The sequence below is a fragment of the Acetobacter orientalis genome, from assembly GCF_000963965.1.
In the GTDB taxonomy this organism is placed as follows: Bacteria; Pseudomonadota; Alphaproteobacteria; order Acetobacterales; family Acetobacteraceae; genus Acetobacter; species Acetobacter orientalis.
This window is the reverse complement of the sequence record NZ_BAMX01000003.1, coordinates 1-15615: the sequence shown is the minus strand read 5'-3', so window position 1 is coordinate 15615 and position 15615 is coordinate 1. Positions and strand designations below refer to the sequence as shown.

General features: G+C 55.9%; 17 protein-coding genes, 1 other RNA gene and 1 pseudogene. 8 read left to right on the top strand and 11 right to left on the bottom strand.

The features are described from left to right. The first annotated feature begins 7 nt into the window (after positions 1–7). Positions 8–442 (top strand): hypothetical protein, encoded by a 435-nt coding sequence (locus tag Abor_RS13080; RefSeq protein ID WP_232015187.1) that lies wholly within the window; start codon positions 8–10, stop codon positions 440–442. A gap of 253 nt (positions 443–695) precedes the next feature. Here the strand turns inward: Abor_RS13080 and Abor_RS01165 are convergent, their stop codons facing one another. The 3 genes from Abor_RS01165 to Abor_RS01155 all read right to left on the bottom strand — a co-directional run bounded on the left by Abor_RS01165 (position 696) and on the right by Abor_RS01155 (position 4261). Further along, positions 696–2204, bottom strand: coding sequence for an amino acid permease (locus Abor_RS01165; RefSeq protein WP_048840010.1), 1509 nt, complete (start codon positions 2202–2204; stop codon positions 696–698). 262 nt (positions 2205–2466) lie between these two features. Beyond that, entirely contained in the window at positions 2467–3552 is a 1086-nt protein-coding gene (gene dinB / locus Abor_RS01160; RefSeq protein WP_048840009.1) for a DNA polymerase IV, read from the bottom strand. A 91-nt stretch (positions 3553–3643) separates the two neighbouring features. Next, positions 3644–4261 (bottom strand): hypothetical protein, encoded by a 618-nt coding sequence (locus Abor_RS01155; RefSeq protein ID WP_052946332.1) that lies wholly within the window; start codon positions 4259–4261, stop codon positions 3644–3646. Positions 4262–4431: 170 nt separating this feature from the next. On the opposite strand from Abor_RS01155, the gene Abor_RS01150 reads away from it, so the two are divergent. Both Abor_RS01150 and Abor_RS01145 read left to right on the top strand, forming a co-directional pair. Continuing rightward, on the top strand, positions 4432–5505 hold the full coding sequence (locus Abor_RS01150) for a quinone-dependent dihydroorotate dehydrogenase (RefSeq protein ID WP_048840084.1): 1074 nt from the start codon (positions 4432–4434) through the stop codon (positions 5503–5505). After that, on the top strand, positions 5505–6377 hold the full coding sequence (locus Abor_RS01145) for a TIGR01459 family HAD-type hydrolase (RefSeq protein ID WP_084594306.1): 873 nt from the start codon (positions 5505–5507) through the stop codon (positions 6375–6377). The genes Abor_RS01150 and Abor_RS01145 overlap by 1 nt, the downstream gene beginning before the upstream one ends. Positions 6378–6534: 157 nt before the next feature. Here Abor_RS01145 and Abor_RS01140 read toward each other — a convergent pair whose 3' ends face one another. The 5 genes and pseudogenes from Abor_RS01140 to Abor_RS01120 form a co-directional block, all read right to left on the bottom strand. Next, on the bottom strand, positions 6535–7350 hold the full coding sequence (locus Abor_RS01140) for a TIGR00282 family metallophosphoesterase (protein ID WP_048840008.1): 816 nt from the start codon (positions 7348–7350) through the stop codon (positions 6535–6537). A gap of 24 nt (positions 7351–7374) precedes the next feature. Continuing rightward, the gene (locus Abor_RS01135) at positions 7375–7962 is read right to left on the bottom strand and encodes a 5-formyltetrahydrofolate cyclo-ligase (RefSeq protein ID WP_048840007.1); all 588 of its coding nucleotides are present in this window, start codon (positions 7960–7962) and stop codon (positions 7375–7377) included. Beyond that, positions 7949–8105: non-coding RNA, 6S RNA (ssrS, locus tag Abor_RS01130), on the bottom strand. Before ssrS ends, Abor_RS01135 begins: the two co-directional genes overlap by 14 nt. Before the next feature lie 138 nt (positions 8106–8243). Further along, positions 8244–8453: pseudogene (locus Abor_RS01125) on the bottom strand (cell division protein ZapA); the annotation flags it as partial. 3 nt (positions 8454–8456) lie between these two features. Beyond that, entirely contained in the window at positions 8457–8723 is a 267-nt protein-coding gene (locus Abor_RS01120; protein ID WP_048840082.1) for a hypothetical protein, read from the bottom strand. Between the two features lie 65 nt (positions 8724–8788). Here Abor_RS01120 and Abor_RS01115 point away from each other — a divergent pair, with 65 nt between their 5' ends. The 4 genes from Abor_RS01115 to Abor_RS01100 all read left to right on the top strand — a co-directional run bounded on the left by Abor_RS01115 (position 8789) and on the right by Abor_RS01100 (position 11467). After that, complete coding sequence (locus Abor_RS01115) at positions 8789–9259, top strand: hypothetical protein (protein WP_084594305.1); 471 nt, start codon at positions 8789–8791, stop codon at positions 9257–9259. A 52-nt stretch (positions 9260–9311) separates the two neighbouring features. Beyond that, complete coding sequence (locus Abor_RS01110) at positions 9312–10226, top strand: class I fructose-bisphosphate aldolase (protein ID WP_048840004.1); 915 nt, start codon at positions 9312–9314, stop codon at positions 10224–10226. A 40-nt stretch (positions 10227–10266) separates the two neighbouring features. Next, entirely contained in the window at positions 10267–10881 is a 615-nt protein-coding gene (locus Abor_RS01105) for a thiamine phosphate synthase (RefSeq protein WP_048840003.1), read from the top strand. Positions 10882–11017: 136 nt separating this feature from the next. Continuing rightward, positions 11018–11467 carry a DUF2501 domain-containing protein gene (locus Abor_RS01100; RefSeq protein WP_048840002.1) on the top strand — a complete coding sequence of 150 codons (450 nt, stop codon included), beginning with the start codon at positions 11018–11020 and terminating at the stop codon, positions 11465–11467. 386 nt (positions 11468–11853) lie between these two features. On the opposite strand, the gene Abor_RS01095 is transcribed toward Abor_RS01100, so the two are convergent. The 3 genes from Abor_RS01095 to epmA all read right to left on the bottom strand — a co-directional run bounded on the left by Abor_RS01095 (position 11854) and on the right by epmA (position 14279). Further along, positions 11854–12672 carry a fasciclin domain-containing protein gene (locus Abor_RS01095; RefSeq protein ID WP_052946331.1) on the bottom strand — a complete coding sequence of 273 codons (819 nt, stop codon included), beginning with the start codon at positions 12670–12672 and terminating at the stop codon, positions 11854–11856. A 57-nt stretch (positions 12673–12729) separates the two neighbouring features. Beyond that, positions 12730–13146 (bottom strand): hypothetical protein, encoded by a 417-nt coding sequence (locus Abor_RS01090; protein WP_048840001.1) that lies wholly within the window; start codon positions 13144–13146, stop codon positions 12730–12732. A gap of 83 nt (positions 13147–13229) precedes the next feature. Then, positions 13230–14279 carry an EF-P lysine aminoacylase EpmA gene (gene epmA / locus Abor_RS01085; protein WP_048840000.1) on the bottom strand — a complete coding sequence of 350 codons (1050 nt, stop codon included), beginning with the start codon at positions 14277–14279 and terminating at the stop codon, positions 13230–13232. Between the two features lie 20 nt (positions 14280–14299). Here epmA and Abor_RS01080 point away from each other — a divergent pair, with 20 nt between their 5' ends. Then, positions 14300–15349 (top strand): lysine-2,3-aminomutase-like protein, encoded by a 1050-nt coding sequence (locus tag Abor_RS01080; protein ID WP_048839999.1) that lies wholly within the window; start codon positions 14300–14302, stop codon positions 15347–15349. Positions 15350–15615 lie beyond the last annotated feature (266 nt).

Sequence of the window (15615 nt, the reverse complement as noted above, 5' to 3'; positions counted from 1 at the left end):
ACGGCGTATGACAAAGCCGGCAACAGGGGGGCGAGGTAAAGCCGCATTGCGCGCTAGTGCTGCAAGGCGGTCATATACAGCAGGCCAAGAGCTGGAACCTGTTGATGAGATGGATGTGTCTTTTACGGGCCTTTTAGATGAGGCAGACCAGTTTGCAGAGGACGCTGTTATGTCTGGCCAAAACACCCATACAGCAGAGGCTGAAGCCGCGGTTGCGTTTGATGGCGCGTGGTATCTTGCAATTTACCCAGATGTAAAAGAGGCGGGTATAGAGCCTGTAGCGCATTTTTTAGAGCATGGTTTGCAAGAAGGCCGTAACCCCAACCCGTATTTTGATGGGCGGGCTTATGTGCATGCTAACCCAGATATAGCGGCTTTTCCCTTTGGGCCCTTTATGCACTACGTATGCTTTGGCTTTCGGGAAAAGCGGCCTTTACGCTAGAGCGTATCTGTTAGAGGCACTTTAAGAATGGAGCGTTGAGGGCTGGCTGGGTATTTTGTTAAGCAGGAGAGGGTATTTTTTAGCCCTGACGCTGCTGTATGGACGCAGAAAACCACATACCTTCAGGCGCTCACAAGGCGTGTTGGTTTTGATGTTAGGTGCTTGTTGACCAAGCCGCTTAGGACATAAAAAATCCGCCCATAAGACTAAGGGCGGATTTTTGTAACGACAGATTGTGCTAGCTTATAGCTGTTTAGTCTTTGTTGGGTCTTTTTCTGGTGTGTTCAGTATGTTCCAGCAGATCTTCTGTGAGTTGGATAGAAGGCACGGTTTGCGGCACGGCTTCATGGTTTGGTACGTGGCGGAAGGTTTTCCAGCCTATAACTAGTAACAGTGCAATAACGGGAATGGCACAAAAGCTCCATGTGCCGTTGGGGTAGTCAAACGCCATCATAACCAGCACGCAGGCGTAAAAGGCGAGTGTGAGCCAAGACGTAAAAGGGGCACCGGGCATAGGGAAAGAGGTTGCGCGCACGGTGCCGTTGTTAATGGCTTGGCGGAGCTTAATTTGGCACAGCACAATGAAAGCCCATGTGCCCAAAATACCGATAGAAGAAACATTTAGCACAATTTCAAAAATTTGTGCTGGCAGCAGGTAGTTGAGCACCACACCAACAAGGTAAATTGAAACGGTGGTGAGAATAGCGGCTGATGGAATAGCATTTTTGTTCATGTGGGTAAGGTAGCGCGGGGCTGAGCCATCTAGGGCCAGTGCGCGCAAAATACGCCCGGTCGAATACAGCCCAGAGTTAAGGCTGGAGAGCGCTGCGGTAAGCACTACAATGTTCATAATGCTATCAACGCCCGGTATGCCTAAATTGGCAAAAAACGTTACAAATGGGCTAACGCCAGCGTGGTAGCTGTTCCAGGGTAAGAGCAGTACCAGCAAGGTAATTGTGCCCACATAAAACAGCGCAATACGCCACATGACCGTGTTAATGGCTTTTGGCAGCACGTTTTCAACATCTTCGCACTCACCTGCGGCTGTGCCTACCAGTTCAATAGCGGCGTAGGCAAATACCACACCTTGCACGAGCACAAGGGCCGGTAGTACCCCGTGTGGAAAAATACCGCCGTTTTGTGTAATAAGGTGCAGCCCCGGTGTGTGCCCCGCTAAGGGTAGCTGCAAGCCAAGTACGATGGTGCCAACCACAAGAAACGTAACGAGTGCCCCAACCTTAACGAGAGAGAACCAGAACTCCATCTCGCCAAACCAGCGCACGCCTATCATGTTCATAACGGTAATGAGCACGAGGGCTACGAGGGCAAAAACCCATTGGGGTACGCTGTCAAAACTACCCCAAAAGCGCATATACAGGGCTACGGCGGTAATATCGCCAATGCCTGCCATGGCCCAGTTTAAAAACGCCATTGACCCGGCAATGTAAGACGCCTTGGGGCCAAGAAATTCTTGCGCGTAAGACACAAAGCTGCCGCTGGTGGGGCGGTGCATAACCAGCTCGCCCATGGCGCGCAGCATCAAAAATGCAAAAATACCACAAACGAGATAGACCAGCGCCAAAGACGGCCCAATTTGTTGCAAGCGCGAGCCTGCGCCCAAAAATAACCCGGTACCAATAGCCCCGCCGATAGAGATCATTTGCATTTGGCGTTTGCCCAGCCCGCGGTGGTAGCCTTCAGACGTGAGGTTAGAGGCGGGTTTAGGCTGTGCAGACGTGGGCAATGGGGCAGACTGAGGCATTCAGGCATCCTAAAACTGGCCCGGATGTCTTGAAATGCACCGAAAAGCAGGCAGAGCCGTTTGGCATGGTCTGGGTAGACCATAGGATGCCGCAAACAGGCCATGCCACGCCAGCGCCGGGTTTGCTAAGTTAAGCGTTAAAACCAGCAAGTTCAGTGCGGAAAGACAATAATCCGGAAGTGTTCCTTCGCGTCGAGAAGGGTGTTCTTAATACCAAACAAAAATTCAGGACAAGTCTTGCGCCAATTTTAGGGGTTTTATTTTACAAATCTGGCAGCAATGAAAGCTGTGTTTCTGTGGCTGGGTTTTCTGTGCTGTCTAGGGCAGAAAGAGTTAAGCCCAATAGCCGTACACCCTGCACAAGGGGCAGGAGGGGGGTAAGCAAAAACCGGCCCGTTTCAGTCAGGTGTGCCTCGTTTTGCACCAACGTTTGGAGCGAGGTACTGCGGGTAAGTTGTGTAAAATCGGCATAGCGCAATTTAAGGGTAACGGTACGGCCTGAAATATGGCGCTTGCCACATGCCCGCCACACCATATTTGCCAAGTTTGTTAGGGCTGCAAGCAGGGCGTCTGGTGTGTGCAGGTCTTGCTCGAACGTCGTTTCTTTCCCCAAAGACTTGCGGGGGCGGTCTACTTCTACGGGGCGGTGGTCTTCTCCGCGGGCAATGCCGTAATAAAAGCTGGCAGCTTTGCCAAAATATTGGCTTAGAAAGGGCAGGGTCTGTGCTTTCAGGTCTGCCCCTGTGTAAATGCCAAGGGCGTTCATGCGGGCTGCTGTGGCAGGGCCAATACCATGAAAAGTCGAGACCGGCAGGGTGGCGACAAACTCTGCCCCGGCCTTGGGTGGAATAACAAATTGCCCGTTAGGTTTGCGGTAGTCTGACGCCAGTTTGGCCAAGAATTTATTGTAAGAAATGCCAGCAGAAGCTGTCAGCCCTGTTTCAGCCAAAATGGCGGCTCTGATCTCTTGCGCTATGGCCGTGGCAGACGGGCGGGGGAGGAGCGGGTTCGTAACATCAAGATATGCTTCATCGAGCGAGAGCGGCTGAATAAGTGGCGTATAGCGGGCAAAAATAGCGTGAATTTGGGCCGAAACGGCCCGGTACACCTCAAAGCGTGGTGGCACAAAAACAAGGTGTGGGCATTTTCTGCGGGCCACGACAGAGGGCATGGCAGAGCGCACACCAAATTTACGGGCTTCGTAACTTGCTGCCGCTACGACTCCGCGCTCCTGACTGCGGCCAACGGCTACAGGCTGGCCTTTGAGCGCTGGCGCATCGCGTTGCTCGACCGAGGCATAAAAAGCATCCATATCAATATGGATAATGCGGCGCACAGGCTGGCTCATGGGGCCAGCCTACCACAGTGTATGGGGGTTTTAACCCCTCTATGCGCAAAAATGTTCTTTTTTTGTTCTTTTTTATGCGTGTGTGGTGTGTTTAATGCACATAGGCGCTGTGGTTTACGCTTTCTTCCATGCGGTGGGCCCCTAGGGGCCAGGTCATGCGGTGGTTGCCGACATCAAAATCGTGCCAGCGGCTCAGAGAGAGGGCTGCCCCCGTTGCGCTATTATGGCGCGTTGGGGTGCTGGCCAGTGCGGCAGGGCGCACCAAAGTGGTAATGGCATGGCGAGAGAGCCAGTAGCCAGCCCCGGCAAGGCATGCTCCAAGGGTGGTAATGGCAGAGGCAAGGCCGTTCACCAGTGCAGGAAAGGGGAGGAGTGGGCGCAGGAGTGCCTGCACATCGCTCTCCCGCTCGTTTTGGGCGGCTTCTGTGGCAAGGAGCAGGCTGTATTCTGTAGGGGTAATGGCTAATGTGCTGCCGACCCGAATATCAAGCGATGGCATTTTGAGCGCTGCCATGCGGCTTAATGCCTCATGAAATGCGGTCGATACGGCTAAAAATTCCTGCCTAAAACATGGCAGAAACAGCCCAAGTTGTCGGCCGCAGGCAGACGGGGCAGGAGAAGGGGCCTCACCGGCAAGGCGGCGAATGGTCCAGATTGTCAGCCGTTCGCTACAGGCAAGGTCTGTCAGGTAAACAGGTGAACGTGTCATGGCGCATTCCTGAGGGGGAGAGACCCTCATCCTCTTAAACTGTGATGACCTTCTTTTAAATGAGAACTATTCTCATTTGCAACATAAAAAGTAAGCAGATGTCTTATGCAGCGAAAGATCAGGCTGAATTTCTGCTTTTCTTGTGCGCCTGCATGGGGCAGACAGAATTTATGTCTTCCCTAGCTTCTCTCTCCCTTCCGCTGCTGCGCAAACTCGATCCCGAAACTGCGCACGAGCTTGCTCTCGATGCCCTTATGCTGGGCGTGTCGGTGCCAGTAAAACGCCCGGTTGATGACCCAGCCTTGGCTACCCGTACCTTGGGTATGCGTTTTTCTAACCCCATAGGCATTGCGGCCGGGTTCGATAAAAACGCACGCGTTATGCGCCCGTTGGCCCAGCTTGGATTCGGGTTTGTTGAAGCAGGCACAGTAACCCCCCGCCCCCAGGCTGGTAACCCAAAACCCCGCTTGTTTAGGCTTACTGAAGACCGCGCGGTTATTAACCGTATGGGCTTTAACAACCAAGGGATAGACCGCTTTGCCGTGCGTTTGGCCCGCTTGCACCGCACATTGCCTTCTGGCCGTGGGGGCGGGGCCGGGGCGCCTATTGGAGCTAACCTTGGTATTAACAAAACCGGTGCAGACCCAGAGCGCGACTACCCCGCACTGGTTGGGCGGGTAAAACCTTACGTTAATTACATTGTGCTCAATGTGTCGTCTCCCAACACGCCGGGGTTGCGGGGGCTGCAAGATGCGGCCCGCCTTAAAAGTATTCTGGATGCCATTGCCGAGCGCCACCCAGAGCGGCCGCCCTTGCTGGTAAAACTAGCCCCAGACCTAGAAAATGAGGCCATTGGCCCAATTGTAGAGGCCGCGATAGCCGGTGGTGCGCAGGGGCTTATTGTGTCCAACACTACGTTGGCCCGGCCTGCCAGCTTGCAAAGCATGTTTAAGGGCGAAAGTGGCGGCCTGTCTGGGCGGCCCTTGCGGCCACGGGCAACCGAAATGCTGCGCCTTGTGGCACAGGCCGCTGCTGGCCGTATGGCGCTGGTTGCGTGCGGTGGTATTGAAAGCGGGGCCGATATTTTAGAGCGTATTCGCCTTGGGGCTGACCTGGTGCAGGTCTATTCTGCTTTTGCGTATGAAGGCCCAGCCCTTGTGAACCGCCTAAAGCGCGAACTACTAGACCTCATGCACCAAGACGGCATTGAAGTGCTGGATGATGTACGCGGGAGCGCCCTGTAATGACGCAAGCCCCCTTTGCAATGCAAAACCTGCAAGGTCTGTCTGCTTTGGCAGACCAGTATGATGGGTATGTTATTGACCTGTGGGGCACCGTGCACGATGGCGTGCAGCCTTACCCCGGTGCGGTTGACTGCTTAAAAGCCCTGCGGGCTGCGGGTAAACGGGTTGTTATGCTGTCTAACGCGCCCCGCCCGGCAGAGGTAGTGTGCAACCAGCTTGAAGGGTTTGGGGTAGACCGCACCCTGCATGACGGAGTTATGACCAGCGGTGAGTTGGTGCGCCGCCTGTTGCAAGCCCGTACAGACCCTTGGTTTGCACGTTTAGGCGATAAAGTGCTGCATGTTGGTGGCACCCACGACCTTGGTTTGTATGACGGCTTAGCCCTTGAGCGCGTGGCAGACGCTACCCAAGCACAGTTTATTTTAAATACTGGCCCAGATGCTGAGCGCGGGACAGACTCGGTTGACCCCTACCTGCCAGAGTTACGCGCAGGGCTAGAACGCGGCCTGCCCATGCTGTGTGCTAACCCCGATATGGTGGTGGTAAAAGGCGGAAAACGCATGATTTGCGCCGGAGCGTTAGCGGCATTTTACGAGCAGGAAGGGGGCAATGTGCGTTGGGTAGGTAAACCCTATGCAGAAGTGTATGCCCCTGTTTTTGACATGCTTGGCGTGCCGCAAAGCCGTATTTTGGGCATTGGGGATGCCTTGGCAACAGATATACGTGGCGCTGCGGTTGCGGGTATTGATGGCGCTTGGGTTTTAGGGGGTATTCACCAAGAAATGCTGGGCAATAACGCTGCCCTTGCGGCTGAGGAAGCGGAAGGAGCCGGTCTGCGCCCGGTAGCCAGCCTGCCGCGTTTGGTCTGGTAAGCCATACCTACAGCGCCACGTGTCTATGTGTTAACCCGCCGTTACTAAGGTAGCCGTTTGAATACGGTACGTATGAAAAAAGCCCGGAGCATGGCCAGTTGAGGCGCGGCTCTGGGCTTTTTTGTTGGGTTTTTGTTTGGCTAAGAAACGTGAGCCATTAGAAATCTGGCATGGTTTGTGCCAGCAGCCCACCCTGGCGTAAGGGGGCCAAGCGGCGGGCAAGGCCGGTGGCATCGTCTGTTTCTACCATAATGCCGCAAATGGTGGCCTCACCTTCAGCGGGTTGTAGGCGCTCGCCGGGCATTTTGCGTAAAAAGCGGGTCATGGCGGGGGCTTTGCTCATGCCAATAACGCTGTCGTAGTCTCCGCACATGCCAGCATCGGTCTGAAATGCTGTGCCCGCGGGCAAAATGCGGTGGTCTGCTGTGGGTGTGTGGGTGTGGGTGCCCACAACCAAAGACACCCGGCCATCAAGCACGTTGCCCAGCGCCCATTTTTCGCTGGTGGCTTCAGCATGAATATCGACCACAATGGCTTGGGTGGTTACCCCTAGGCGGTGGCGGGTTAGTAGCTCGTTAATAGAACGGAAGGGGTCATCGAGGGGGTCCATAAACAGACGGCCCATGGCGTTAACCACAAGGGCTTTGCGGCCATCGGCCAGCTCAATTTGTACGCTGCCATTGCCCGGTGTGCCGGGCGGAAAGTTAAGCGGGCGTATAATGCGCGGGGCTGCATCTATATGGGGTATAAGGTCGCGCCTGTCCCAGCTGTGGTTGCCAAGGGTAATAACATCAACCCCACCGTTAAACAGGTCGGTTGCAATACCGGGGGAAAGGCCAAAGCCGTGGCTTGCGTTTTCTGCGTTGACAATAACAAGGTCAAGCGCGAGCTTTTGCCGCAGGGTGGGCAGGCGGCTTAACACCCCCTCGCGCCCGCTGCGGCCTACAATATCCCCTAAAAACAGAATTCTCACGCGCTGGTCTTTCTGTGTGTACGTTCAGTCAAAATGCAGCCTCTCTTTTTCTGTTACGATACAAGAGAGAGGTTTGTCATACGGGCCGGTGGGCAGATGGTCTACCTCTTGCACCGAAAGAGCATACCCTACTGCCGGAATAGCTGGCAGGCCAGCGAGTGTGCGGTCGTAATAGCCACCACCATACCCCAGCCGGTTGCCAGTACGGTCAAAACCCACAAGAGGCACCAAAAGAGCTTGGGGGGCAGCATAGGGGCCATCAGGCACTTCTGTGCCAAAGCGGCCTGGCACCATGCTGCCTTGTGGGTGCCAAACCCTAAACTGCAACGGGTGCCCGCGCGGTGGGGTTTCTGGCAGTAACACGGTACGGCCCGCCTTGTGTAAAGCGTGGCATAGGGGGCGTACATCAACCTCGTGCGGTAGGGGCCACACACAGGCAATATTTTGTGCGGGTAGTGCCAGCAGGGTTTCTGCCAAGCGGGCACAGAGCAGGCTGTCTAGTGCTGGGTTGCGTGTTTTAAGCGCGTGCAGGCACCCGGTACGGGCTTGCTTTTTAGCCTGCGCCACAGCGGGTGGGTCTGAAATAAAGGGGGGTAAGTGCGGAGCCACCATGACCGTGGGTCTTTCAACCTCCAGGACCTGCTAGTGCAGGTGGGCGCCGGGTAATGTGACCAGGGCCACAACAGAGCCAGCTCCCTAGGAAGTGCTTATCGGCCCAGGGGTGTGACATGCCTTCACGCGTCGGGCAGCCCCGCTCCCTCTATGTAGGCGCGCTCGAGCGTTGCTGCAATAGTTTCTGCGCGTTCTGCTAAATCAGTTAAGCGTGTGGCGGCCAGTGCTTGCTCAGCGCGCATACGGTCAACGTCTTGCACGGCCTGATTGGTGCTGGCTGGCAGCAGTTGGGACGCCAGATCTTGAATCTCATCGGCCATTAACAGCGAGGCCAGCACCAGCACGTGGCTTTCGCCTGTAAAGCCAAGGGCACGAATATGCTGCACGCGGCGCTCTACCTGCATGGCCATGGCTTGCAGGTGGCGCTCTTGCCCGTTTTCGCAGCCAACAGAATAACTATGCCCATTAATGCGGATTGAAACAGTCGCCATCTCTTATTTCTCTTCCGTGCCAGCGGTCTGGGCCAAAGTGTCGCGCACACGGCAGATCAGGGCATCTACGTTGGCAACAAGCTCTTGCGTGTTAAGGGCATGGTGTTGCTGGGTCTGCTTGCCTTTTTCCAGCGCAAAGGAGATTCTTTGCAAGGCCCGGTCTAAACGGGCAATAGGGTCTTGGTGTGTGGCAGGGGGGGCTGCCCCATGGGGCATGCTGGTCGGTTCGTTTGTGTCTGAGAGAGACTGCGCCACGGCCTGATCCTGCATTATGGTCATTATCCTTATGGTCTGTTGAGGAATCGCCCGCAAATGCGGCGGCGTCAAGCGTGGTTATGGAAAACGTTGCATCTTTCTTACATTCTGCCCTGCCTGCACGGCTCTTTACACTGCATGATTATGCCATGGGTGTGGCAGTGTGGCAGGCGGCAAAGCAGGCAGGGGTGCCCTTGCATCTTAACGGGCGGGCTGCTTACGGCTTTATTTCTGCCCCCGGTGCGGCTGGCTATATGGGGGTGGCAGCATGGCAGGCCTTAGTACAGGCCATAGCAAAGCAAACCGGGTTTAGCTGCCCCCATATTTTAGATTGCGGGCCAAGCGCAGGCTACGCCGCCATGGCTGCGGGCCATGGGCAAAGCCTTATTGTGTTACAAAACGATTCTGCCGCAACAAAAGCCGTTACTGCGCTTTATGCCCAGCGTGGCGGTCATGTTTTCATAACGCGGCCGCCATCATTTGACCTTATACGCGCCGTATCTGTGCCAACGCATCTTGCCGCGTATTTCTCACGGAGTTATTGCGAATAAAGTTGTTCCGTGCCCATCAGTGCGGAAACAGGCTAGAGAAAGGGATCTCTCAATGACGCTTACCCCCCAGGTTAAGGCTATTCTTGATCAGTACGAGAGCGATAATCCAGGAACAAAAACAAATCTCGCCCGCTTTCTGAACGCCGGTAAACTGGCTGGTACGGGTAAACTTGTCATTCTTCCTGTTGACCAAGGTTTTGAGCACGGGCCTGCACGCTCTTTTGCTGCTAACCCCGCAGCCTACGACCCGCACTACCACTTTGAGCTGGCTATTGAAGCAGGTCTGAGCGGTTACGCAGCGCCTTTGGGCATGCTGGAATGTGGTGCGGCAAAATATGCCAGCGAAATTCCGCTTATTCTGAAATGCAACAGCTCTAACAGCCTTGCGACAGAAAAAGACCAAGCTGTAACCGGCACCGTGGCAGACGCCCTGCGCCTTGGTTGCGCGGGTATTGGCTTTACCATTTACCCCGGTTCTGAATACTGCTTTGAGCAGATGGAAGAATTCCGTGAACTGGCAGCCGAAGCAAAAGCCGCTGGCCTTGCCGTTATTCTGTGGAGCTACCCCCGTGGCCCGCTGCTGAACAAACCAGCAGAAACCGCAGTAGATGTGTGCGCGTATGCCGCCCACATGGCCGCTCTGTGTGGTGCGCACATTATCAAGGTAAAGCCCCCGCAGGAACTGGTGGCGCTGGATGCCAATAAAGCTGCTTACGAGCAGAACAATATTGATATCTCAACCCTGCCAGCTCGTATTCGCCACGTGGTGCAGTCTTCCTTTGCTGGCCGCCGTATTGTCATCTTCTCCGGTGGTGACAAAACGGGTACCGACAACCTGCTAAGCACCATTCAGGGCATTCAGGATGGCGGCGGTTTTGGCTCCATCATTGGCCGTAACGTGTTCCAGCGCCCTAAAGCTGAAGCACTCGACCTGCTGGACAAAATTATTACCATCTTTAAAAGCTAACACCATAACCGCAGGATACAGGGCCGCGAGGAGGGCCGTTATGACGGCATATGACATCTATCTCGCGACCCCAGCCCTGCGGGACGCTGACGCGTTTTTGCCTAAGCTGGCGCAGGGGCTTGCTACATTGCCCCCTGCTGCTGTGCTGCTACGGCTGGCCGATGCGCCAGAGCCGCAGCTTGTAAGCCTTATTCAAAAAATTCTGCCAGTGGTGCAGGGGCAAGATATTGCCGTGCTACTGGAAGACCGCCCCGCATTAGCCAAAAAAACTGGCTGTGATGGTGTGCATCTCTCCCCCCGGTTTGCGGGGGGCAGCGTGCGTGATGTGCGCAAACTTCTTGGGGATGACCTGCAACTTGGTGTGGCAGTTGGTGTAAGCCGAGATGCCGCAATGCGCGCGGGTGAAGAAGGTGCGGATTACATTTGTTTTGGGGCCGGTGGCGCCCCTGCCGATGCAGAGGATATTTTGCCCGGTACCCCAGAGCCTACCCCGGTAGAACTTGCCAAATGGTGGTGCTTGGTGATGGAACTGCCTGCCGTAGTAGAGGTGCCAGAACCCGCACAACTGGCGCAGGTGGCAGCAAGTGGGGCAGACTTTATGATGCCCGCCATTACCTTTTGGGATACGCCACAGGCATGGCACATACCCGCTTAATGCGGCACTAAGCTGCAATCTGGCCATAGTTCGGCCACCCCATTACGGCATAGCATGGTATGAGGTCTATTAGGCTGGTAGGGCACATAGCCGCGCTTATGGCGGCGTGCCGCCCCTAAAAAAGGATATAAGGCATATGCGTATGACAAAAACAGTTGCAGCTCTGGTTTTGGCTGCTGGTCTGGCTGGCACAGGTGCGGCACAGGCCCAGAGCTGGGGCAGCATTGGTAAAGATGCGCTGTCTAGTGCAACAAGCAGTGCCACAAGCGGCGCAAAAAGCGCAGGCATGAATATGGTTGGCTCTATGCTGCCCAGCCTGTCTTCTGCCAGCACCAGCAACGTTGCCGGTATTTTGGGGTATTGCGTGCAGAATAACGTGCTGCAAAGCTCAACCTCTACCGCAAGCTCTGTGTTGAATAACCTGACCCAGAAGCCCGGCGTTACCTCATCTAGCGCCTATAGCGCTGGCCAGCAGGGGCTGCTGCAAACAGGTGATAACCAGATGTTCTCTCTGGCTAACCTAAAAGGCCAGCTTAAAACCAAGCTGTGCAATACAGTGCTGAGCAAAGCCCAGTCTCTTCTCTAAAAATTTTGGCCATCATCTCTCTACGTTACAGTAGGGGTGTGATGGCCTTACGCGCTGCATAGTTTGCCCTTAGGGCATGTGGTGCATGGGGTCGTTTAAAAACCTGCCGTGGCGTTTGCCCGGCAGGTTTTTTTGTTGGTGAAAGGGCTTGCCCATTTGCCCGCTGCAATAAGGTGAGGGGGTTTTATAGGCCTCATCATCAGGTCTTAGAGGCTGTGTAAAAATTCTGGGCGGCTAAGTTGGCGCGGGGCTTTTGTGGCTGCATACACAGTTTTGCAGCCACCATACTCTTGTAGGAAGCCCTTTAGTCTTGGTGCAAAAAAGCAGACCAGACTGACTTGGCGGCTTTTGAAACAGCCTTTTAGCTTAGCGGGGCACGTACCGCCCTACCGTGTAACGGCTGGGGCACTGGCTGTTGGGGCCGTTGCTATAGTGGGTGTGGTTGGGGCCATGATATGTGTGGGGGGCAGAATAAGAGACTGCACAAAATACAGCACCCCATTAGATTGCGGAATGCCATTCACCCACAAACGTGCAGGTGTGCTCTCGCCATTGCCAACAATAATTTGGCCGCTGGCAGTGTCTAGCTGCGCATAAAGCGGTAGGTCTGCAAGGGTAGGTAGGGCCAGCACATGGTTGGGGGCTGCTTGAATGGCGGCCTTAATCTGCTCTGGTGCCCAGTGGCCCGGTACAATGCTGTAGGCCAGTAGGCGGTGCAGCGTGGGGCGCTTGGGTTGTGCAAAAACATCGCCCCCCGCTTGCTGGGCGGCGTAATGCTCCAGCGCAGAGTTGGGAATGGCAAAAACCGTATAAGGGCCTTTGCGCTGCAAGAGCGGGAGCAGGTCGGTTACGCTTAGCGCGCGGGTATAGTCTGCCAATTCAAGAGATGTGGGGAGTGTGTCAGACAAAGGGCGGTCGCAATAGGCGGGGGTTTCTGGGTCTGGGTAGGCCACCACGCTATTGGGGGGTAGTTTCTCGTTTTGCGAGTCTGCTTGGCGGGGGGCATAGGTGCGTGTGCCAGAGACGGTGGGCATCATGGCGGCACAGGTGGCATTGGGTGTTGTAAACACATCTTGCCGGGCTTTGTCTTGGCACCCGGTAAGGCTTGCGGCCCCAAGCATAAGGGGGGCCGCAACCAGTATTGTTTTAGGCAGTGCTACGGTCTGTTTAGTGCGCAGGCGGGCTAATGCAGGCAAGGGCCGCATGGTGGTCTCTCCTGAAGAGACATGCCAGAACAGAATGGCAGACCGTGCTGGGCATGTTCAGCACCCGTCGCCCCGCATGGTCCATGCGGCTACAATGCCATTTACCAGCTCAAAGTTGGTTTGGCAGGTATAGGTGTAGGCTGTGCCGGTCATTGGGCCACCCCAGCCCATGCCACCACCCCAACCGGGGCCGCCCCAGCCGCCACCCCAACCACCGCCCCAGCCGCCGTAGCCCCAGCCACCGCCATAACCCCAACCACCCATGCTGGTGTAGTCGGTCTGTTGCGAGATGTAGGACAGGAAGGTGTGGTTACCAGACTGGAACTCACGCGTGGGCACGCCGTAAGTGCGCACAACGTCTACAGCCTGCTTACCAATCATCGAGTCGAGCAGGCGGCGTTCTTTGGGAGAGGGAACCTGACAGGCAGCCAGAGAGAGCATGCTCACCAGGAGAAACAGTTTTCTGTATGTCATGGTCAAATTCCGACAGGGTGAAACATGCCAGCCCGGCCCCGTGCCGGGTCATGTGCAAATAAACCTTATATAAGTTTTGCAGACTAAACGCCTATCCACAAGACATCGTTTATGCGTGGGGTGCCGCAGGCCAGCATAACCAGCCTGTCAAACCCCAAAGCAATGCCCGAACAAGGGGGCATATGGGGCAGGGCTTCCAGCAGTTTTTCGTCTATCGGCCAAGTGGGGCGCGTGGGGTACTGGGTTTGGCGGCTTGTACGGTCGGCCTCAAAACGGGCGCGTTGTTCTGTGGGGTCTGTTAATTCTTCAAACGCGTTAGCCAGTTCCATACCGTTGGCGTACAGCTCAAAACGCAGCGCGACTCTAGGGTCTTGTGGGTCTTGCTTGGCAAGGGCTGCCTGGCTTGCAGGCCAATGCGTTAAAAACGTGGGGCGTGTACGGCCTATGGCGGGTTCTATGCGCTCCAGCAGTAACCTAAAAAACAGGTCTTCCCATGTTTCCCCCGTGCGCACGGTGCACTGGGCTGCTTGGGCCAGTGCCTGCACGTTGCCCTCTGTGGGCAGCAGGTCTAGCCCCGCGTGGCGGTAGAAAGCCTCTTGCATGCTTAAGCGCTCAAACGGGCCGGTTAGGTCTAGGGTGGTGGCGCCATTAAGGGTGGGCTGGTGTAGGGCGGGGGGGAGTACGGCTTTTAGCAGGGCCTCGGTTTCGTCCATCAAGGCGCTTAGGCTTGCGTGGGGGTGGTACCATTCCAGCATGGTAAATTCGGGGGCGTGTAGGCCGCTACGCTCGCCATTGCGCCACACACGCGCAAACTGAAACACCGGTAAGCCTGTGGCTGCCACAATGCGCTTCATGGCAAATTCTGGGCTGGTGTGCAGAAACAGGGTTTCTGGTACGCCTTGGGGTGTTTCGCGCACGGTGTGGAAAGGGTGCAGGTGCACTTCCTCACCCGGTGTTGGTACGGCGTAGGGGGTTTCAACCTCCATGTGGCCGCGGGCTTCCAAAAATGCCCGAATACCGCGCTGCATAAGCCCGCGCCTGCGTAAAAAAGGCAGCCGATCGCGAATATGCTCTGGGTCTGGCCCGGTAGGGGCAGGTGTTAAAGTGGTTTGTGTGCTTGCAGGACAGGACATGGTGAGAGTAGAGCCGTGGCATGTCTCATCTGGTCAAGCCCCAATCTTTGCCCCGCAGGCTGTTGCGCACCCCCCAAGACCTGATAGCGGCGGGCTTAGCCCCCCCCAGCCAGCACGCAGCGTTGCAGGCCGTGGCGCAGCATTACGCCACGGCCATACCGCCTGCGTTTTTAGACCTGATAGAACACCCCAACGACCCCATAGCCATACAGGTTATACCCACCCCTGCTGAGCTTGAGGTAACCCCAGAAGAACGCTCCGACCCGATAGGGGATGACGCGCTCTCGCCCGTGCCGGGTATTGTGCACCGCTATGCTGACAGAGCATTGCTTAAACCCTTGCTGGTGTGCCCGCTTTATTGCCGCTTTTGCTTTAGGCGCGAGCATGTTGGCCCAGATGGCGGCTTGTTGGATGATGCCGCCCTAGAACGCGCTTTAGAGTGGCTGCGTACCCACCCCCAAATTCAGGAAGTTATTTTAACCGGGGGTGACCCGCTTATGCTCTCTGCCCGGCGGTTAGGGCAGATTATGGACGCCCTTTCTGCCATGCCGCATGTGACAACCATACGGCTGCACACCCGTGTGCCCGTTGCCGCGCCAGAGCGTGTGACAGAGGCCCTGTTGGATACGTTAGAGTCTGACAAAGCGGTGTGGATGGCCGTACATATTAACCATGCGCGCGAGTTGTCTGAGCCAGCCAAAGCGTGTCTCAAACAGATTGTACGGCGGGGCATACCCTTACTGGGGCAGTCTGTGCTGCTACGTGGCGTGAATGATAGCGAAGACGCGCTAGAAGCTCTGTTTCGTGGCATGGTGGCGGCGCGTATGCGGCCGTATTATTTACACCAGCTTGACCCCGCACCGGGTACGGCCCGTTTTCATGTGCCGGTAGAAGAAGGGCAGCGTTTGTTAGCTGGCCTACGGGGGCGGGTAACGGGGCTTGCGTGGCCTACTTACGTGCTTGATATTCCCGGTGGGTACGGCAAAGTGCCGCTTGGCCCCGGCTATGTTGATGGCCCGCGTACCGTACGAGACCCGGAGGGGAAAACGCATAATCTGGATAGGCTTTAGAAACGAGGCGGTACAAGCCAACCAAGGTGAGCCTTCTAATGCCATGGGTGTTGCAAAGACCTGCGGGCTAAGAGCCTGCCCGCCATGAGCAAAGGCGGCTTAACCACGTGCGTGGTTAGCGCAGCGTATGGTTTTTTGGTACACGATAGGGGCTGCACAGGTGCCTAAGATACGCCAGAGTGACCGTTAAACTGCTTGCAAACATAGTTGTTTAAAGGGTTCGCCTACGTGCCTACGTGCCTACGTGCCTACGTGCCTACGTGCCT